Below are 14,850 nucleotides of genomic sequence, written 5' to 3'. Positions count from 1 at the left end.
GTGCCCCGGGACCTCCAAGTCCTCGTCCGGCAGAACCCCTCCGCCGACTACACCCGGCTGCCCCGGCAGGCGGGCCTGGCCGACGCCGGCCCACCAAAGGGCCCGGCGCCACTGGACCTCGTCGTCTCCCTCCGCTGTCACGGTGACGAGCTGCACATCAGCGCCTTCCGCCCGGGCGAGCGCACCCCCGGCACCCGCATGCACCGGGCGCGACTGGCCGTCTCCGCGCCGGTGCTGCTCAACAAGGCCGCCCGGCTGCGCTCCGTCTGGCGCGACCGGCTGATCGGCTACGACCCCGACCCGTTCGACCCGTACCCCTTCGCCACCGCCGTCGACTTCACCCCGCACGCCACCGTCGCCGAGCGCAAGGTCGCCGAACTCGCCGAGGAGGGGCGCTACTTCCTGGAGACCATGTTCGACGGGACCGACCGCAGCTTGGTCCGCTTCCGGGAGTACCTCACCGCCACCCTCACCGAACACGGCTCACTGCGGATCAGCTTCGACTCCGACCTCCACCTGCCCTGGCCGATGCTCGCCGTGGACACCGGCCGGCCCGACCCCTGGGCGGACTTCCTCGGCCACCGCCACCAGATCGAGCAGACCGGCGCCGCCTACCCGCCGATCCAGCCGCCCAACTCCGCCCGCGCCAAGCCCGTCACCAGCCTCAACACGGACGACCAGCTCACCGGCATCGGCCGGGCACCGGAGGTGCGCAAGCTGCTGGAGGACCGTTCCCAGCTCACCGTCCGCACCGACTCGGACCTCCTGCTGGAGGCGCTGTCCGCGGCCGTGCTGGACGAGGACGTCATGTACTTCTGGTGCCACGGCCAGTTCGTCGCCAACGACTCCCCGTACGAGCAGCTCGCCGTCCGGCTCTCCGACGACCGGCACATCGACGCGGAGCTGGTGCGCCGGCACCGCCGACGCCACCTGGACCGGCCGGACGCCGTCTTCCGGCCGTTCGTGCTGCTGAACGCATGCCATACCGGGCAGTCGGCGGCGGCCGAACTCGACCACCTGGGGAGGGCCTTGGTCGACCTCGGCGCGGACGGGGTGCTCGGGCCGCAGCTCCAGATCCCGCAGGAGTTCGCCGCCGAGTACGCCTTCGCCTTCCTCGACCACTACCTGACCGGCGAGTTCACCGCCGGGGAGATCACCCAGCAGCTGGTGCGCTGGTTCGCCCGCGAGTACTGCAATCCGCTGGCGCTCGCATACTCCCTGCACTGCGGCATCGACAGCATCCTGGAGCTCAACCCGTGAACCCCACTCCCCCGGCCTCCGTACGGCCCACGACGGTCGACCTGGACGAGCACGGCCGGCTGCTCGTCCCCAAGACGACGACGCCCGTCCCGGACGCGCGGGTCGCCGACCACCTGGCCCGCCACCTGCGGATCCCCGAGTGGGCGACCGACCTGTTCGTCTACGTCCACGGCTGGCAGACCAGCCCCGACGCCGCCGACCGGACCGCCGCCGCGCTGATCGACCGGGCCACCGCGCTCCACCACGCCGCACCGGCCGCCTACCCGGGGCTCGCCGCCGGGTTCCGCCCCTGGTGCGTGGTGGTGCGCTGGCCCTCCTCCAGCCTGCCGAGCCTGCACGGCTACCGGCGCATCCGGGAGCGCGCACACGCAATGAGCGCCCGCGGCCAGGCCGGGCGGATCCTCGGCCACCTGCTGGGCTACCTCGACTCCGGCCGCGGTCGGCCGGACACCCCACGCGTCCTGGCCAACCGTCACGGCCAGTACCTTCACCTGCTCGGGCACTCCTTCGGCGGCCGGTTCCTCTGCGAAGCCGTTCAATACGCGGCCGACCGCCCAGCCGGTCCCCCGGTGCTGAGCTGGTCTTCACGGCCCGGCGACCCGAGCCGTCCGTTCACCGTCGACAGCGCCCTGGTCTTCCAGATGGCCGCGCCCCGCGATGCCTTCACCCGGCTGTTCCCCCGGCTGTTCCTCGGCCCCGGCCGGGCCGGCGCCCCGCTACGCGGCCCGCTGGTCCTCACCCACTCCCGGTGGGACCGCGCCACCGGCTTCTGGCACCTGCGCGCCGAAGGCCTGCCGGGCATCGGCCACTCCGGCACCGGCTCCGCCCCGGTCCCCCAGTTCAGCACCCGGCTCCGCCCGGCGGACTCGCCGTACCCGCACGCCGAACTCGACCACCCGATCGTCAACATCGACGCCGGCCACGTCTACCGGGGCGGCCTCGCCACCCGGCTACACCCCTCCGGCGCCCACTCCGACTTCCAACACCCGGAATCCGCCCACCTGCTGCTCAGCCTCGCCGCCCACTCCCGCTGAGGCGAGGGCTCCACGCTCCGGGGGGGGGTGACCCTCCACCGGATCTGGGACAGTGTGGGAGGACGCGGACACGGCGGCGGCGCGGGGCGCCCCGGAACAACCGAAGGGCCCGGGGCGGGGACGCCGGACGGCCGTGAAACCGCACACCTCCGTACAGAGCGTGACGATCCCGCTGTAGCGGTAGTTCGCCCGGCCCCAGGAGATCGTGTGCACCATCAGCGTCTCCCGCAGGGTCGGCTGGTGGCAGCGCGGGCAGACAGCCTGGACTGGCTTGCCCCACGGGCGCTTGGGGTCGAGCTTGGTGACTGCCACGACCATCAGGGCCACCGACAGGCCGGTCCCGACAAAGCCGACCACCCGCCACACGCCTTTGCCAGACTCCCGCCGGTGCCGACACCGGAGTAACCCGACGCGGCCCGGGCAACCGGCGCTCGTGGCGGTCGAATCGGATAGGTGGCCTACCACAAGGCGCAGGGCCACCTATCTCCGCCCCTTGCTGAGTCTGGAAAGCGAATATGCTCCCCTCCGCAGCGACCAACGCGCCGCGGTCCCACCCGACCCGCAGGATCAGCACGCCCGCGGCCACCGTGGGTCTGGTGCCCGGCACGGCTGCCGGGATGAGGAGCGCAGGCCTGGCAGGCCCTCCAAGAGAGCCTGGCCGTTGACGCCCTCACCACCCAGCAACTCGGGAGTTTCCGTGGACACCGCCACCTTCACCAAGACCCTGCCCGATGGACAGGCCATGTTCGGCGTCCTGTTCATTACCGTCTTCGACGCGGTGACCTACACCGTGACGAAGCCGGTCTGATTCACGCCCAGCGAGACCGTGGAGGTGGCCGCGGTGGGCAACGCGGCGCTCACCGCCTTCGCCGAGTCGGGGAGCCTTCGGATCGACCGGGCGCGCCGAGGTGGACGCGGTTCTACGTGTCCAGGTTGATCAGCATGACGATCCACACGGCGGCGGCCCTCACCACTCCGAGGGCCTCGATCCGCTTCATCTCCAGGTCCTTCGAGCCGCCGCCGTGACACACCCACGGCATGGAGGAGCCGTAGTTGTGGAGCGGGTTGATCGCGCCGCGCAGCGGCGTGCGCTCGCCTTCCGGGAACAGCTTGATCAGCCCGGCATTGATGCTCCCCCCGAGGCGATCCTGACGACGCCTTCCAGGGCATTCACGGCCAGGGCGACGGCCTGGCGGTCGTCACCAGCCTTCTGCGCGGCCAGGGCCTTGGACCAGTTCGCGCGGGCGGAGGCGTACTTCCCGGTGAGCAGGGTCAGCGGGCGGACAGTGGTGTCTTGGACGTCCAGTTCCTCGGCCCCTCGTCGTCCTCGACGAAGTTGCCGTCGATCATGACAAGTCCGATCCCCGCCTCCTTGAGGACCCTGTTGACCCGCTCGTCGTAGGACGACCACCCCATGCCGTCCGCGTTCAGAGCCTGCTCCAGCAGGTCGAACACCATGGGGTCCGGCAGCCGCTGCAGCCGCTCGTTGATCCAGTCGTACTTCAGGCCGATGCTCGCGTCTCAGGTGAGCAGCCGGCCCGGCTGGCTTCGCGTGATAGCCACAGCTCCAGGAGGTAGCCCATCGCGCAGCAGCGGGTGGGCAGTCTCGGGGTCCTCCGGCAGGCCATGGCCGTCGGTACCAGGGCGAAGAGCGGGGTCGGCGAATCGGATACCGAATCAGTGAGTGTCCACGGGGCGGCAGAACACAAACCAGATAGCTTCCATCGGCCCGGTTGGTGCGGCCGGAACCCCCAGGTAGTGTCCAGGGCGCCAAGAGAGCGTGCAGCGCTTCGCGGGTAGGTGGAGCGGCCACCGAAGACCTGGACCAGCCTCACGCTCATGACATGTATCGCCGAATCACACGGGTCCGGCCAGCGTGAGGATGTCGGCGGCCATGACCTGCGAGTAGATCACCGGCCACTCGTCGGTCTCCCAACCGTGCTCCGTCATGTCCGGCCAGACGCCCGTGGCGATGTCGATGTCCACCGCCCGCAGGACGTCGACGGCGACGCCCTGCCGCTCCAGGATGCGGGTGCTGACGTCGATCAGGCCCTGGGTGTTGCTGCGGTTCCGGCCGGCCGCTGCGGACGCCCGGCTCCCCGGGGTGACAGCACCTGTGCCGACCGCCCCGGCTGCTTCCGAGACGGCGGCGGTGCGGTCGGCGGCGGCGAGCGCGGCCTGGCGTTCGGCGGGGGTGTTTGCGACTCACCGCAACCACGGTCGGCGACGCTCGTCAACCTCTCGACCGGATAAATCACGAAGTCACACTGGAGTTCTGGTTGCGCGTGTACAGATACTGCTTCCAGTTCGGATCCGGTTGGTGAAGGTGTTCGCCAACAGCCTCACCCGCGACCCTCAGGCCACTGGAGCGGTCACCCCGGGACAGCACCAGCGGCTGCCGCTCGACCTCGACCACCCCTGGCACCGCGCACCTCGCCCCAGAGTTGATGGAACAGTAAGCACTAACTCGCTGTAGACGGCTACTCTGCGAGGATTCACCGCCTCCCACCAGTCGACGGCGAAGCCGTGTCGGCGCTCAGCAGGCGTGCACACCGGCGCCGTCGAGACTCTCCCCGTCACCGGGCGAGGGGGCAGGGAGAGTGGTCTTGGCGGTCGGGGCGTGCTTCCGGGGCCGCCCTTTGGGGCGCCGCGCAGGCACCTCCGCGCCCAGCCTCGCGAGCTCCTCCGTGCTCCAGCCGGCTGCCTCTGCGGCTGCGTAGGCCCTTCCGTACGGGACCTCGGTTTCGGTCAGCAGGTCCTTGAGTCGCTGTCGCTCCGCCATGACGGCTGCGAGCGAAACGATGGCCTTCTCACGGTCGGCCTGAATCTCGCGCATTCGCTTCAGGAACTCGTCTTCCCTCGTCATGTCGCGGATCGTAGACCCACCCCTTCCGGTGGTTTCGGACCTGCCCACAGAGGTCACCCGTGTCGGTGATTTTCGGCTGCCACTCCGGCGTATCCACTGGCAGTCAGGTCGACCGCGAAGCAGGGTGGCGCAGCAGGGAGTCGCGGCGAGGGCCGCGTTCGTTCCGGCCTCCGGAACGCCGGCCCGCGGTGCCGAGGAGGATCGACGGTGAGTGGTATGGAGGGCGCGCGGCGGCGGGAGCGACAAATGGCGTCGCCGCGGTCGAGGCGGGTGAATCTGGCGTACAACGATGCCGAGCTGATGATCGTGCACGAGGCAGCGAAACGTGAGGGCATGGTGGTGTCCGCGTGGGTGGCTCAAAAGGCGCTGGCGGTCGCCAAGGATCAGCTCGTGCCGGTATCCGCGGACGCCCGGGAAGTACTGGCGGAGCTCATCAGATCGCGCGGGGAACTGGTGCGGATCGGTGAGTGGCTCGGGTCGATCGGCCCCTTCGACACGCACTCCGCCACACGTCTCGTCCAGGAGGCCGTTCAGCGGGTCGACCGGGCGACGCTGCAGTTGATGCGGGAGCGGGCGTCGCGCTGGTGATCCCCAAGAGAGCGAAGGGCGGAAGTGATTCCGCCGGGCTGCTGTTCTACCTGTACGGCCCCGGGCAGCGGGATGAGCACGAGGAACCTCGCATGGTCGCTGCCTGGGCGCCGTGGGTACCCGACCCCGCGCGGTCGCCGGGCACGACGGTCGGGGATCTCGGATTGCTCCTGGACGCTCCGGTGCACGCCTACCGGGGCAACACTCCGGCCGAGCACGTGTACCACGTCGCGGTGCGTGCGGCGCCCGAGGATCCGCTCCTGACGGACGAGCAGTGGGCCGAGGTCGCCCGGGCGATGATGGATGCCGCCGGTGTCGCTCCGCAGGGCGAGAAATGGGGCTGCCGCTGGGTCGCGGTCCGGCATGCGGACGACCACATCCACATCGTCGCGACGAAGATCCGCCAGGACGGGATCCAGCCGGACCTGTGGCAGGACATCGTACGGATGCAGCAGCTCGCCCGACAGTTCGAGGTGCGGTGGGGACTGCGCCGGCTGACGTCAGGAGATCGAACCGCGAAGCGGTGGCCCACGACGGGCGAGACACGGAAAGCCTCACGCCGTCACCTGCCGCAGAGTGCGCGCGAGCAGCTCGAGCGGACCGTCCGTACGGCGGCAGCAGCCGCTGCGAGCGAGGACGAGTTCTTCGCCCGCCTCCGTTCCTCCGGCCTGCGAGTGGCGCAGCGTTACGGCCCGGGAAGCAGCACCCCGACGGGCTACACGGTCGCGCTGCCCGGCGACCGGGACCGGGTCGACCGGGCGGTGTGGTTCGCGGGCTCGAGCCTGGCCTACGACCTGTCGCTCCCCCGGGTTCGCGAACGCTGGCAGATCCCGGTCCCGGAGCCGGAGGCGGCGCTGTACGCGCTCTGGCAGACGCTCGAGCGCAACCTCCGCGCGACGTCGAGTTCGCTCGGCTCCGGCGGACGGCAAGCGGGGGCCGGCGAGGTCGCCGCGCTCGGCGACCTTCTCGTCGTGGCGTCCAACGCCGCGCCTTCCCTGGTCGAGACAAATCTGCGCGCTTCGGCGACGGAGTTCGAGCGGGCTGCCAGGGCTCCGGGCAAGCGTGTTCTGGACAGCGAGGCACGGATGCTGCTCCGTTCCTCGGCCCGGATCCTCGTGTCGTCAGCCAGGTCGTCCGGTCACAATGACGCGGCCGCCTTCTTGGGGTTCCTCCTGGCCCTGGTCACAGCCGTCACGGCTGCGCAGCTCTGGCATGAGGAACAGGGGTATCGCCTCCAGGCCGAAGCGGCCGGTAGAGCCGGCCGGTCACTGGTAGAAGCCGTGGAAGTGAGTACCGGGGCATCCGTGGATGCCTGGGCTCGGACGCCCAGGAAGCGGGCGAGGTCGGCGACATCGGGAGTCAGCCGATCGTTCCTGCTGACCGACGTGGTGACGAGGGCTCTGCCGGCCCATGCGTCGGCGGTGCTGGTGGATTCCGCCTGGCCGGTCCTGCGCGACCGTCTGATGGCCTTGGAGCGGCAGGGCTTCGACCCCGCCGTGGTTCTTGAGGCGGTGGCGGCGCGGCGCGAGCTCCGCTCGGCGGAGTCCATCGCGCAGGTTCTCGTCTGGCGGTTGGACGGGTGGGCCGGCACTCACGGCGCAGCGCCGGACACGTGGGCAGCAGCTGCCCCACGGTTCCCCGTCACGCCATCGCGACGTGCCATGAAGACGTCCGGTACGTCGGCCGAGGCGAAACGCTTTCCCTTCAACGATCCGGAAGGGCCCCAGACGGGGCCAGTGAACGACAGGAGGCCACGATGACCATGCCCTACCCGGGTGAGCCGTTCGCCGAGGCGGTCGGCGAGGCGGTGCAGACGTCGACGGCGGCGGTGCGCCTGGTGCTGGCCGTCGCGGACACGGTACGCCGCACGGCACAGCGGAGGTCGGGGCGGGAACACCCGCTGCCGTCGAGCGACCAGGCCGTCTCCGAGGCGGCCGGGGATCTCAAGGCGCTGCTCGCCCCGGACGTGGCCTGGATGCTGATGTCCGGTCCGGACTGGCCGGTCATGGCACAGCAGTTGGTCGCCTTGCGGCGGTCCGGTGTCGACCTGGAGCAGTTCCTGCCTCGCGTGGGAGACATCGCGGTGTCGGTGCGGGATGCCGTCCTGGCCGACTCGGCGCGGATCGCGGCCGAGCGGACGCGGGAGTGGGCGGGGCTGCTCCGCGCAAGCATGCCGGCGGGCCCGGTCCGCGCGGCGATCCTGGCCTCCCCCATGTGGCCGGAGATCGCCGCGACGATGCAGGAGCTCCAGGAACGGGGCGTCGACGTCCGTCGGCTCCTGGCGGCCGCCTACGCGGAGGGGGTCGGTGTCGATCGGACGGTCGGCCGGAGGCCTGATGCCGCTCGGCGGCCGGCGGGCCCGCCGAGCCGGGATTCCCTTCGCTCCTACGGTCCGCTGACGGTGGGGCTGGATCTACCGAGGGATCTCGACCTGGGAGACCGCCGAAGGGCGCTGGCGCAGCTGGGTGTGAGCCAGACGGAGAACACCCGCTTCGTTCGCTTGGTCTATGAGGCGATGCCCGGCCGGGAACGTGAGGCGGCGCTGCTGGTGAACTCCCGCCAGTGGCCGCTGCTGGCCGCCCGGATGGCGCGGATGCAGGACGACGGCAAGCCGGTCCAGGACCACCTGGCGCGGCTGATGGGCGACCGCAGATGGGAGTCCGGCCCCGTCTCCCATCTCGTGCCGCGCCTCGTCCAGGCCGCCACCGAAGCGCTGCGCAGACCGACGCACGACGCCGTCGCGTCGGCCGCAGTGGTGACCGACGCGGCCAGGGCCACCTCCGCGAGCGCGGGGCCGCCTCCGCCATGGACGCGTGGCGCAAGGCCCAGCAGTCCCAAGCCCACCGCCCATCGAGCCCCCATCCCGAACCCCAACGCGGGACGGTCAAGGTAACGACCTCATCAAAGCCTCGCGCCGGTGGCACTTGCGGGCGTGATTCGGCAGGATCCATTCCATGAGGTCTCAGGGCAGCGGACTGTCACCGGCGTGGGTCGCACGAAAGGTCGTCTCCTACGACGAACTCCAGGTCGTGGCAGGCTCGCTGTGGTGGCTGCAGTCCGATCCTGACCACGGTGGAGTCCGGCGCGTCATGAGTACGGACCGCACCGGCACGGTCTTCGCGGTGACCCCACCCGATTTCTCCGTGGGAAGCCAGCTCCACGCGTACGGCGGCGGCAGCTTCGCCGTGGTGGCGGACGGAGTGTGGTTCGTCGGCGACGACGGTTCCCTCTTCCACCAACCGTTCGGCTGCGCGGCCGACAAGATCGTGCCCGTCCGTGGCTCTGCACAGTACGGGGAGCTCGCGCCGGCCGACGACGGCGGTGTGCTCGCCGTTCGTGGCGACGGCACTGCGGACGAGATCGTCGCGGTGTCTGCGTCCGGATCCGTTCGGGTGTTGGTCCGCTCCTCCGAGTTCCTCGCCTACCCTCGGCTCGCAGAAGGGGATCTGGCGTATCTGGCTTGGAGTCGGGACCAGATGCCGTGGGACAGTTGCCGTCTCCTCATGGCCAACATCCGGTCGACAAGCCCCCGTCCGGGTCGCCTCGTGGCCGGCGGCCGCTCGGAGTCCGTGGTCCAGCCTTCTTGGGGTCGGGACGGATTGCTGTACTTCATCTCCGATCGGACGGGTTGGTGGAACCTGTACCGGCTTCGCGGTGACGAGGTGACGGCGGTCCTGCCGATCGGCTCCGACTGCGCGCCGGCGCCGTGGGAAGGGGGCTACCAGTCGTACGGATTCGCCCCTGACGGCACCATCCTCCTGACCGTCCTGAACGGCTTCTCCACCGAGCTCGTGGCTGTCGATCCTGCGGGCGGCCGGCGTCGGCTCGCCGCGAACCTCACCTCCGTGAAGCCGTACATCGCGGTCGACGGCGAACGGCTCGCCGTGATCGGATCGACTCCGTCGTCCGCTCCGGGTCTGTGGTCACTCGACCTCACGGCACAAGCCGACGCGCTTGCTGTCCCGTTGGGCGTGGCCTCCGAGCCAGCTCCGCCCTGGACACCCGTCTCTCCGTCGATCGACGCCACGTCGGGCGCGGGAGGTCGTGTGCGCTTCCTGCTGCACCGGCCGGCGGGGGCGGCAACACCGGTACCGCTGCTCGTCCGAGCGCACCCCGGTCCGACCGACGACGTACCTCTGCGGTTGGACTGGGTGACCCAGTACTTCGTCAGCCACGGCTTCGCCGTCGCCGAGGTCCTCTACCGGGGCAGCACCGGCCAAGGCCGTGCGTTCCGCCAGACCTTGCACGGCCACTGGGGCGACTACGACGTCGAGGACTGCGCCGCGGTGGCCGAACACCTGCGATCAACCGGCGTGGCGCGGCCCGACGCCATCTTCATCAGCGGAGCGAGCGCCGGCGGGTACACAGCGCTTCAGGCAGCGAGTCGCCCCGGCCCCTTCGCCGGTGCGACAGCCACCTCGGCCATCATCGACCCCACACGGTGGGAGCTTTCCGTACCTGCGTTCCAGCGCCCTCACGCGGCCGCGCTTCGGGGACCTGCCGGGGCGGCGGTGCCGGACCGGATCCTCTGCCCCGTCCTGGTGGTCCATGGCACTGCCGACACGATCACGTCCGCCGAGGAGGCACTGCAGTTCGCCCACGAGCTGGCCGACCTGGGCGGTGACCACGCCAGTCTCCTGCTGGACGGCGGCGACCACTACCTCTCGGCGCCCGCAGCACGCGAGCAGGCTCTCCGCGCCGAACTCGACTTCTATCACCGCATCATGCGCCACCCAGAAGGGTGAGAGCCACGTCGTCGGCTTCCGGAAGCACGGCACGGGCGAACTCGCGCAGCTCCCGAACCGGGGCGTAGTCGGAATGGACCTGCACGTCGGCCAGGACACCGGCGACCCGCTCGATGCATCGGCCCGACCCAGTTCTGGCCGCGTAGGCGACGGCCTCACGGCCTGCTGCGCACGCCCGGTCGAGGTCCCCGCTGCGCAGCCAGGTGGCGGCGAGCAGCGCGGCGTCGATGGCGCGTCGGCGGACCCTGTCCTCCCCCACGCCGTTGAGGGCATCGGCGAGCTGGCTCCTCGCGGCCGGAGCGCGACCGAGGTCGTGAAGGCAGTGGGCCGCCTCGTCCGCGAGGTAGGCGTGATTGAAGTAGCGGATCCAGTCGGGTTCGTCCTGGCGGTCCGCGCTGTCGACCAGCATCTCGGCCTGCACGATCAGCCGGGTCGCCTCGCGCTCCCTGCGCATCCTGGCGTTCGCGCGCGCCACGACCGCGGTGATGGCTGCCCGGATCGCCGGGCTCACGGCCGTCCCGGCCGCTGCTTGAGCCGAACTCGCCCAGCGCAGGGCGGTCTCCGGATCGCCGCAGTGCAGCGCCAGGTGCCCGAGGTTCACCGCCACGAGGTAGGCGCTGTACGCCTGGTCGTTGCTCACAGCCGTCAGGGTGAGGGCACGCTGGTAGTACGCCTGGGCCTGGTCGGGACTGCCGGTGTCGATCGCCTGGTATCCGGCGAGCTCGCAGAATCCGGCCGTTAGTCGCGCGCGTCGCCGCGCGACCTGCTCGTCCGAGACCGGGCGACGGAGAAGTGCTTCGATTTCGTTGTCGATGTAGGAGCTGACCTGCCGCCGGTACTGCCGGGCCCCGTGCGTGTGGTCGAGCTGACGGAACATGTCGAGCATTCCCTCGGCGACATGGATGTCGGCCTCGGTCACGGGCAGCACCGCCGTGCTGGCTCCGCCGCTGAAGTTGACGGACAACCAGTCGGTGACCAGGCCGCCGACGTGAGCCAACGGAGACGCCACGGGCTTATTCATCTGCTCGTCCTGGCCCTGCTGCTTCAACACCTCCGATCGGCCGGCGCCGCCGCCTTCCGGGGAGGGTGCCGATTCAGCGACGGCGACCGTGCTTCCGGGAAGAAGGGAGCGCAACTCAGCTGCGGAGACCTTCAGGAGTTGGGCGAGCTTCGGCATCTGCCAGGGTTGCGGTGTCGCCGTGCCCTTCTCCCACCGATGGACTGTTGTGCGGTCGACATCCATCTGCTGTGCCAACTGCTCCTGGGTGTAGCCGGCGGCCCTACGCTGCACGGCAAGAGGTCCCCATCGCGCCATCGCGTTCTCCCGAGAATTCTTTGGTCCATCAACCGCGCAGGTCATCGGCACACTTTCAACATCACTGCCGAATGGTGCAACAAGTCTGCACTGTTGCAGTGGGATTGACAGGTGCTTCCGTATGGCCCCCGAGGATTTTGCTCCTCGGATTGAGCCGCCCTCCGCGCAGCAGAGCCGTACGCCCTCCAGCGTCACGGGTCTCGCGCGCCCGTCGTGGGGCAGCTCTTCGGTCCGGACTCCGACCTCCGACAGCGGAGGACTACGAGGAAGACGTATGGAGATGACTGAACACACTCCCCCGCAGCACGCGGTGGTGATCGCCTCCGGTGGGCTGGACAGCACCACCGTCGCCTACTGGCTCGCCGAGAGCGGCAGCCGGCTCACGCTGCTGTCCTTCGACTACGGGCAGCGCCACCGGAAGGAACTCGACTTCGCCCGGCGGATCGCCGGCCGCCTCGGCGCCCGCCACGAGGTGGTGGACCTGAGCGGCCTCGGCCGCCTGCTGTCCGGCTCGGCGCTCACGGACCCGGCGGTAACGGTGCCCGACGGCCGCTACAGCGCCGGGAGCATGCGCAGCACCGTGGTGCCGAACCGGAACGCAATCATGCTCTCGATCGCCGTGGGCGTTGCGGTCGCCGCGGGGGCCGACGCCGTGGCGTTCGGTGCCCACTCCGGCGACCACGCGCTCTACCCGGACTGCCGCACCGCGTTCTTCGACGCGTTCGCCGAGGCGGCCCGGGTCGGCAACGAGGGGTTCGTCCCCGAGGGCTTCCAGCTGCTGGCGCCGTTCATCGACCAGGCGAAGGCCGACATCGTGCGGGTCGGCGGTCAGGTCGCGGTGCCGTTCGCGGAGACCTGGTCCTGTTACCGCGGCGGCGAGCTGCACTGCGGGACCTGCGGGACGTGCACCGAGCGGATCGAGGCGTTCGCGCTCGCCGAGGTCGAGGACCCGACCACGTACGCCACCGGGACCGCCGGAGCGGCCCGATGAGCGGGGAGGTCCTGGCCGGACGGCACCGGATCGGTAAGGCGTTCCGCTTCGAGGCGGCCCACTTCCTGCCCGGGCTGCCGGAGGGGCACCAGTGCTCGCGGATGCACGGCCACTCCTACGAGGTGGTGTTCGTCCTCACCGCCGACCGGCTGGTCACACCCGGGTTCGTCACGGACTTCGGCGATCTCGCCCGGGTGAAGAAGCTCATCGACAGCACGCTCGACCACCGGACGCTCAACGACGTGCTGCCGGTCGCGCCGACGTCGGAGAACCTCGCCGGCTGGCTGGCCGACTGGTTCGTGGCGCACGTGGAGCCGTCATTGCCGGGTCGACTGGTGTCGGTGCGAGTGTCGGAGACGGCGAGCAGCTGGGCCGAGTTCGTGCTGGAGGAGCGGTGAGCCTGTCGGGAGGTGAGGACACCAGCACGGGGCTGCTGGTGGCGGACTGCTTCGGGCCGACGTTCCAGGGCGAGGGCCCCAGCGTCGGGCAGCAGGCGCTGTTCGTCCGGCTGTCGCGGTGCAACCTGCGTTGCCCGGGGTGTGACACCCCGGAGACGTGGGACTGGTCCCGGTTCGACCCGCGCGAGGTGTCCACGCGGCACAGCGTGGAGGATCTGGCGGCGTGGGTCATGGCCCGTTCGCCGCGGCTGGTGGTGGTCACCGGCGGTGAGCCGCTGCTCCAGCAGGCCAAGGTCATCGACCTGGTGCAGCTGCTGTCGGGGCGACGGGTGGAGGTGGAGACGAACGGCACCGTCGTCCCGCTGCCGGAGCTGGTCAAGTCGGTCGCGGCGTTCAACGTCTCGCCGAAGCTGGGGGCCTTCGCCGCGCCCGGGGACCGACGGATCGTCCCGGAGGCAATGTCGGCGTTCGCGTCCTGCGGCAAGGCCCGGTTCAAGTTCGTCGTCCAGGCGGCCTCCCAGCTCGACGAGATCGCTTCCCTGGTAAAGGAGTTCTCGCTCTCCGATGTCTGGATCATGCCGGAGGGAACGGGCAGCGAGACGGTTCTCGGCCGGATGCGGGAGCTGGCGGATGGGGTGCTGGGGCGGGGCTGGAACCTCACCCCGCGGCTGCACACGCTGCTGTGGGAGGACGAGCGTGGCCGGTGAGAACAACAAAGCGCCTGGACGGCGCGGTCGTTCCGACTCCCCGAGGCCGCGCGTGTTGGATAGCGGCCAAGAATATGGTGCGGAGGGGAGCGGGATCCTGCATGCCGCCCAGGCACGGCCCACTATAGCCAACTCCCGTCCTCCGCGCGCACATTCGCTGATGTCGTTCCTCGTCGAGCCCCGGCATCTCAAGGCCGCCGCGCGGGCCTGCATGCGCCGGGCCGGCTCTCCGGGTGCCGACGGGATGAGCTGGGCGCAGTTCCGGCAGGGCATGGACGGCCGGCTGGAGGCTCTGGCCGAGGAGCTGCGAACGGGCTCCTGGTCGCCCGGTCCGCTGCGCGAGGTGGGGATCACCGCCTACACCGGCAAAACGATGCCCTCGGTGATCCCGACGGTGGGCGACCGGGTCGTCCAGCGGGCGATGCGGGCAGCGGTCGAGCCGGTGCTGGAGCAGCGGGCGTTCGCCGACTGGGTCTCGGGCTACCGGGCCGGGCGGAACCGGATCACCGCTCTGCGCGACTCTGATCGGCACCTGCGGGAGGGGTTCCGGTGGGTAGCGGACGTGGACGTGCGACGGGTGTCGGAGGGATCGAGCGCGGCCGAGGTCACCGACTGGCTGGCTGAGCACGTGGCGGACGGCTCCTTCCTGCGCCTGGTCGAGCGGGTCCTGGAGCCGCTTCCCTTCCCGATCGTGCCGGGGACGGCGCTCGCGCCCCTGCTGATCAACCTGCGGCTGTCCCGCGCGGACGCCCGGCTCGCCGGGCACCGGGCGGTGCGGTTCGCGGACAACTACTGCATCTTCTGCGAGGGCGCCGAGCAGGCCGACGACGCCCTCGAAGCCGTCACCCGGGCGTTGGCACTCTGCGGACTGCGGCCGAACCTCGCCAAGTCCAAGGTCTGGGCCGGGGTGAACGCCGAAGACCTGTTCCTGATCGCCGGATGAAGG

The 14,850-nt window shown here is 70.6% G+C and carries 13 protein-coding genes and 1 pseudogene; 10 read left to right on the top strand and 4 right to left on the bottom strand.

Annotated elements, in window-relative coordinates; all coding sequences use genetic code 11:
- Together ACGF0D_RS09640 and ACGF0D_RS09635 are read left to right on the top strand one after the other, a co-directional pair.
- Window positions 1–1,260: a CHAT domain-containing protein gene (locus tag ACGF0D_RS09640; protein WP_392914520.1), complete on the top strand. Its 1,260-nt coding sequence runs from the start codon at window positions 1–3 to the stop codon at window positions 1,258–1,260.
- Window positions 1,257–2,294: a hypothetical protein gene (locus ACGF0D_RS09635; protein ID WP_392914519.1), complete on the top strand. Its 1,038-nt coding sequence runs from the start codon at window positions 1,257–1,259 to the stop codon at window positions 2,292–2,294. Before ACGF0D_RS09640 ends, ACGF0D_RS09635 begins: the two co-directional genes overlap by 4 nt.
- A gap of 1,272 nt (window positions 2,295–3,566) precedes the next feature.
- Here the strand turns inward: ACGF0D_RS09635 and ACGF0D_RS09630 are convergent.
- The 3 genes and pseudogenes from ACGF0D_RS09630 to ACGF0D_RS09620 all read right to left on the bottom strand — a co-directional run bounded on the left by ACGF0D_RS09630 (window position 3,567) and on the right by ACGF0D_RS09620 (window position 5,160).
- Window positions 3,567–3,752, bottom strand: coding sequence for a hypothetical protein (locus ACGF0D_RS09630; protein WP_392914518.1), 186 nt, complete (start codon window positions 3,750–3,752; stop codon window positions 3,567–3,569).
- A gap of 402 nt (window positions 3,753–4,154) precedes the next feature.
- Window positions 4,155–4,358: pseudogene (locus tag ACGF0D_RS09625) on the bottom strand (flavodoxin family protein); the annotation flags it as partial.
- 472 nt (window positions 4,359–4,830) lie between these two features.
- On the bottom strand, window positions 4,831–5,160 hold the full coding sequence (locus tag ACGF0D_RS09620; RefSeq protein ID WP_392914517.1) for a hypothetical protein: 330 nt from the start codon (window positions 5,158–5,160) through the stop codon (window positions 4,831–4,833).
- A 207-nt stretch (window positions 5,161–5,367) separates the two neighbouring features.
- Here ACGF0D_RS09620 and ACGF0D_RS09615 point away from each other — a divergent pair, with 207 nt between their 5' ends.
- From ACGF0D_RS09615 to ACGF0D_RS09600, 4 genes are all read left to right on the top strand, one after another.
- Window positions 5,368–5,748, top strand: coding sequence for a hypothetical protein (locus ACGF0D_RS09615; RefSeq protein WP_392914516.1), 381 nt, complete (start codon window positions 5,368–5,370; stop codon window positions 5,746–5,748).
- Window positions 5,749–5,840: 92 nt separating this feature from the next.
- Complete coding sequence (locus ACGF0D_RS09610) at window positions 5,841–7,508, top strand: relaxase/mobilization nuclease domain-containing protein (protein WP_392914515.1); 1,668 nt, start codon at window positions 5,841–5,843, stop codon at window positions 7,506–7,508.
- Window positions 7,505–8,641, top strand: coding sequence for a hypothetical protein (locus ACGF0D_RS09605; RefSeq protein WP_392914514.1), 1,137 nt, complete (start codon window positions 7,505–7,507; stop codon window positions 8,639–8,641). The genes ACGF0D_RS09610 and ACGF0D_RS09605 overlap by 4 nt, the downstream gene beginning before the upstream one ends.
- Window positions 8,642–8,702: 61 nt before the next feature.
- Window positions 8,703–10,493: a prolyl oligopeptidase family serine peptidase gene (locus ACGF0D_RS09600; protein WP_392914513.1), complete on the top strand. Its 1,791-nt coding sequence runs from the start codon at window positions 8,703–8,705 to the stop codon at window positions 10,491–10,493.
- Here the strand turns inward: ACGF0D_RS09600 and ACGF0D_RS09595 are convergent.
- On the bottom strand, window positions 10,471–11,808 hold the full coding sequence (locus tag ACGF0D_RS09595; RefSeq protein ID WP_392914581.1) for a helix-turn-helix transcriptional regulator: 1,338 nt from the start codon (window positions 11,806–11,808) through the stop codon (window positions 10,471–10,473). The two genes, ACGF0D_RS09600 and ACGF0D_RS09595, sit on opposite strands and share 23 nt — an antisense overlap.
- 280 nt (window positions 11,809–12,088) lie before the next feature.
- On the opposite strand from ACGF0D_RS09595, the gene queC reads away from it, so the two are divergent.
- From queC to ACGF0D_RS09575, 4 genes are all read left to right on the top strand, one after another.
- Window positions 12,089–12,799, top strand: a complete 711-nt coding sequence (gene queC, locus ACGF0D_RS09590) for a 7-cyano-7-deazaguanine synthase QueC (RefSeq protein WP_392914512.1) — start codon at window positions 12,089–12,091, stop codon at window positions 12,797–12,799.
- On the top strand, window positions 12,796–13,197 hold the full coding sequence (locus ACGF0D_RS09585) for a 6-pyruvoyl tetrahydropterin synthase family protein (RefSeq protein WP_392914511.1): 402 nt from the start codon (window positions 12,796–12,798) through the stop codon (window positions 13,195–13,197). Before queC ends, ACGF0D_RS09585 begins: the two co-directional genes overlap by 4 nt.
- Window positions 13,194–13,904 carry a 7-carboxy-7-deazaguanine synthase QueE gene (locus ACGF0D_RS09580; RefSeq protein ID WP_392914510.1) on the top strand — a complete coding sequence of 237 codons (711 nt, stop codon included), beginning with the start codon at window positions 13,194–13,196 and terminating at the stop codon, window positions 13,902–13,904. Before ACGF0D_RS09585 ends, ACGF0D_RS09580 begins: the two co-directional genes overlap by 4 nt.
- 160 nt (window positions 13,905–14,064) lie before the next feature.
- Window positions 14,065–14,847, top strand: a complete 783-nt coding sequence (locus ACGF0D_RS09575) for a reverse transcriptase domain-containing protein (RefSeq protein ID WP_392914509.1) — start codon at window positions 14,065–14,067, stop codon at window positions 14,845–14,847.
- Window positions 14,848–14,850 lie beyond the last annotated feature (3 nt).

The organism is Kitasatospora sp. NPDC048298 (genome assembly GCF_043201465.1).
Classification (GTDB): domain Bacteria; phylum Actinomycetota; class Actinomycetes; order Streptomycetales; family Streptomycetaceae; genus Kitasatospora.
This window is presented reverse-complemented; position numbering and strand designations above follow the sequence as displayed.

Coding starts and splice junctions, on each gene's coding strand:
- ACGF0D_RS09620 (WP_392914517.1), bottom strand. CDS start 5,160: ATGACGAGGGAAGACGAGTTCCTGAAGCGAATGCGCGAGATTCAGGCC.
- ACGF0D_RS09610 (WP_392914515.1), top strand. CDS start 5,841: ATGGTCGCTGCCTGGGCGCCGTGGGTACCCGACCCCGCGCGGTCGCCG.
- ACGF0D_RS09585 (WP_392914511.1), top strand. CDS start 12,796: ATGAGCGGGGAGGTCCTGGCCGGACGGCACCGGATCGGTAAGGCGTTC.
- ACGF0D_RS09575 (WP_392914509.1), top strand. CDS start 14,065: ATGTCGTTCCTCGTCGAGCCCCGGCATCTCAAGGCCGCCGCGCGGGCC.
- ACGF0D_RS09600 (WP_392914513.1), top strand. CDS start 8,703: ATGAGGTCTCAGGGCAGCGGACTGTCACCGGCGTGGGTCGCACGAAAG.
- queC (WP_392914512.1), top strand. CDS start 12,089: ATGACTGAACACACTCCCCCGCAGCACGCGGTGGTGATCGCCTCCGGT.
- ACGF0D_RS09595 (WP_392914581.1), bottom strand. CDS start 11,808: ATGGCGCGATGGGGACCTCTTGCCGTGCAGCGTAGGGCCGCCGGCTAC.
- ACGF0D_RS09605 (WP_392914514.1), top strand. CDS start 7,505: ATGACCATGCCCTACCCGGGTGAGCCGTTCGCCGAGGCGGTCGGCGAG.
- ACGF0D_RS09630 (WP_392914518.1), bottom strand. CDS start 3,752: ATGGTGTTCGACCTGCTGGAGCAGGCTCTGAACGCGGACGGCATGGGG.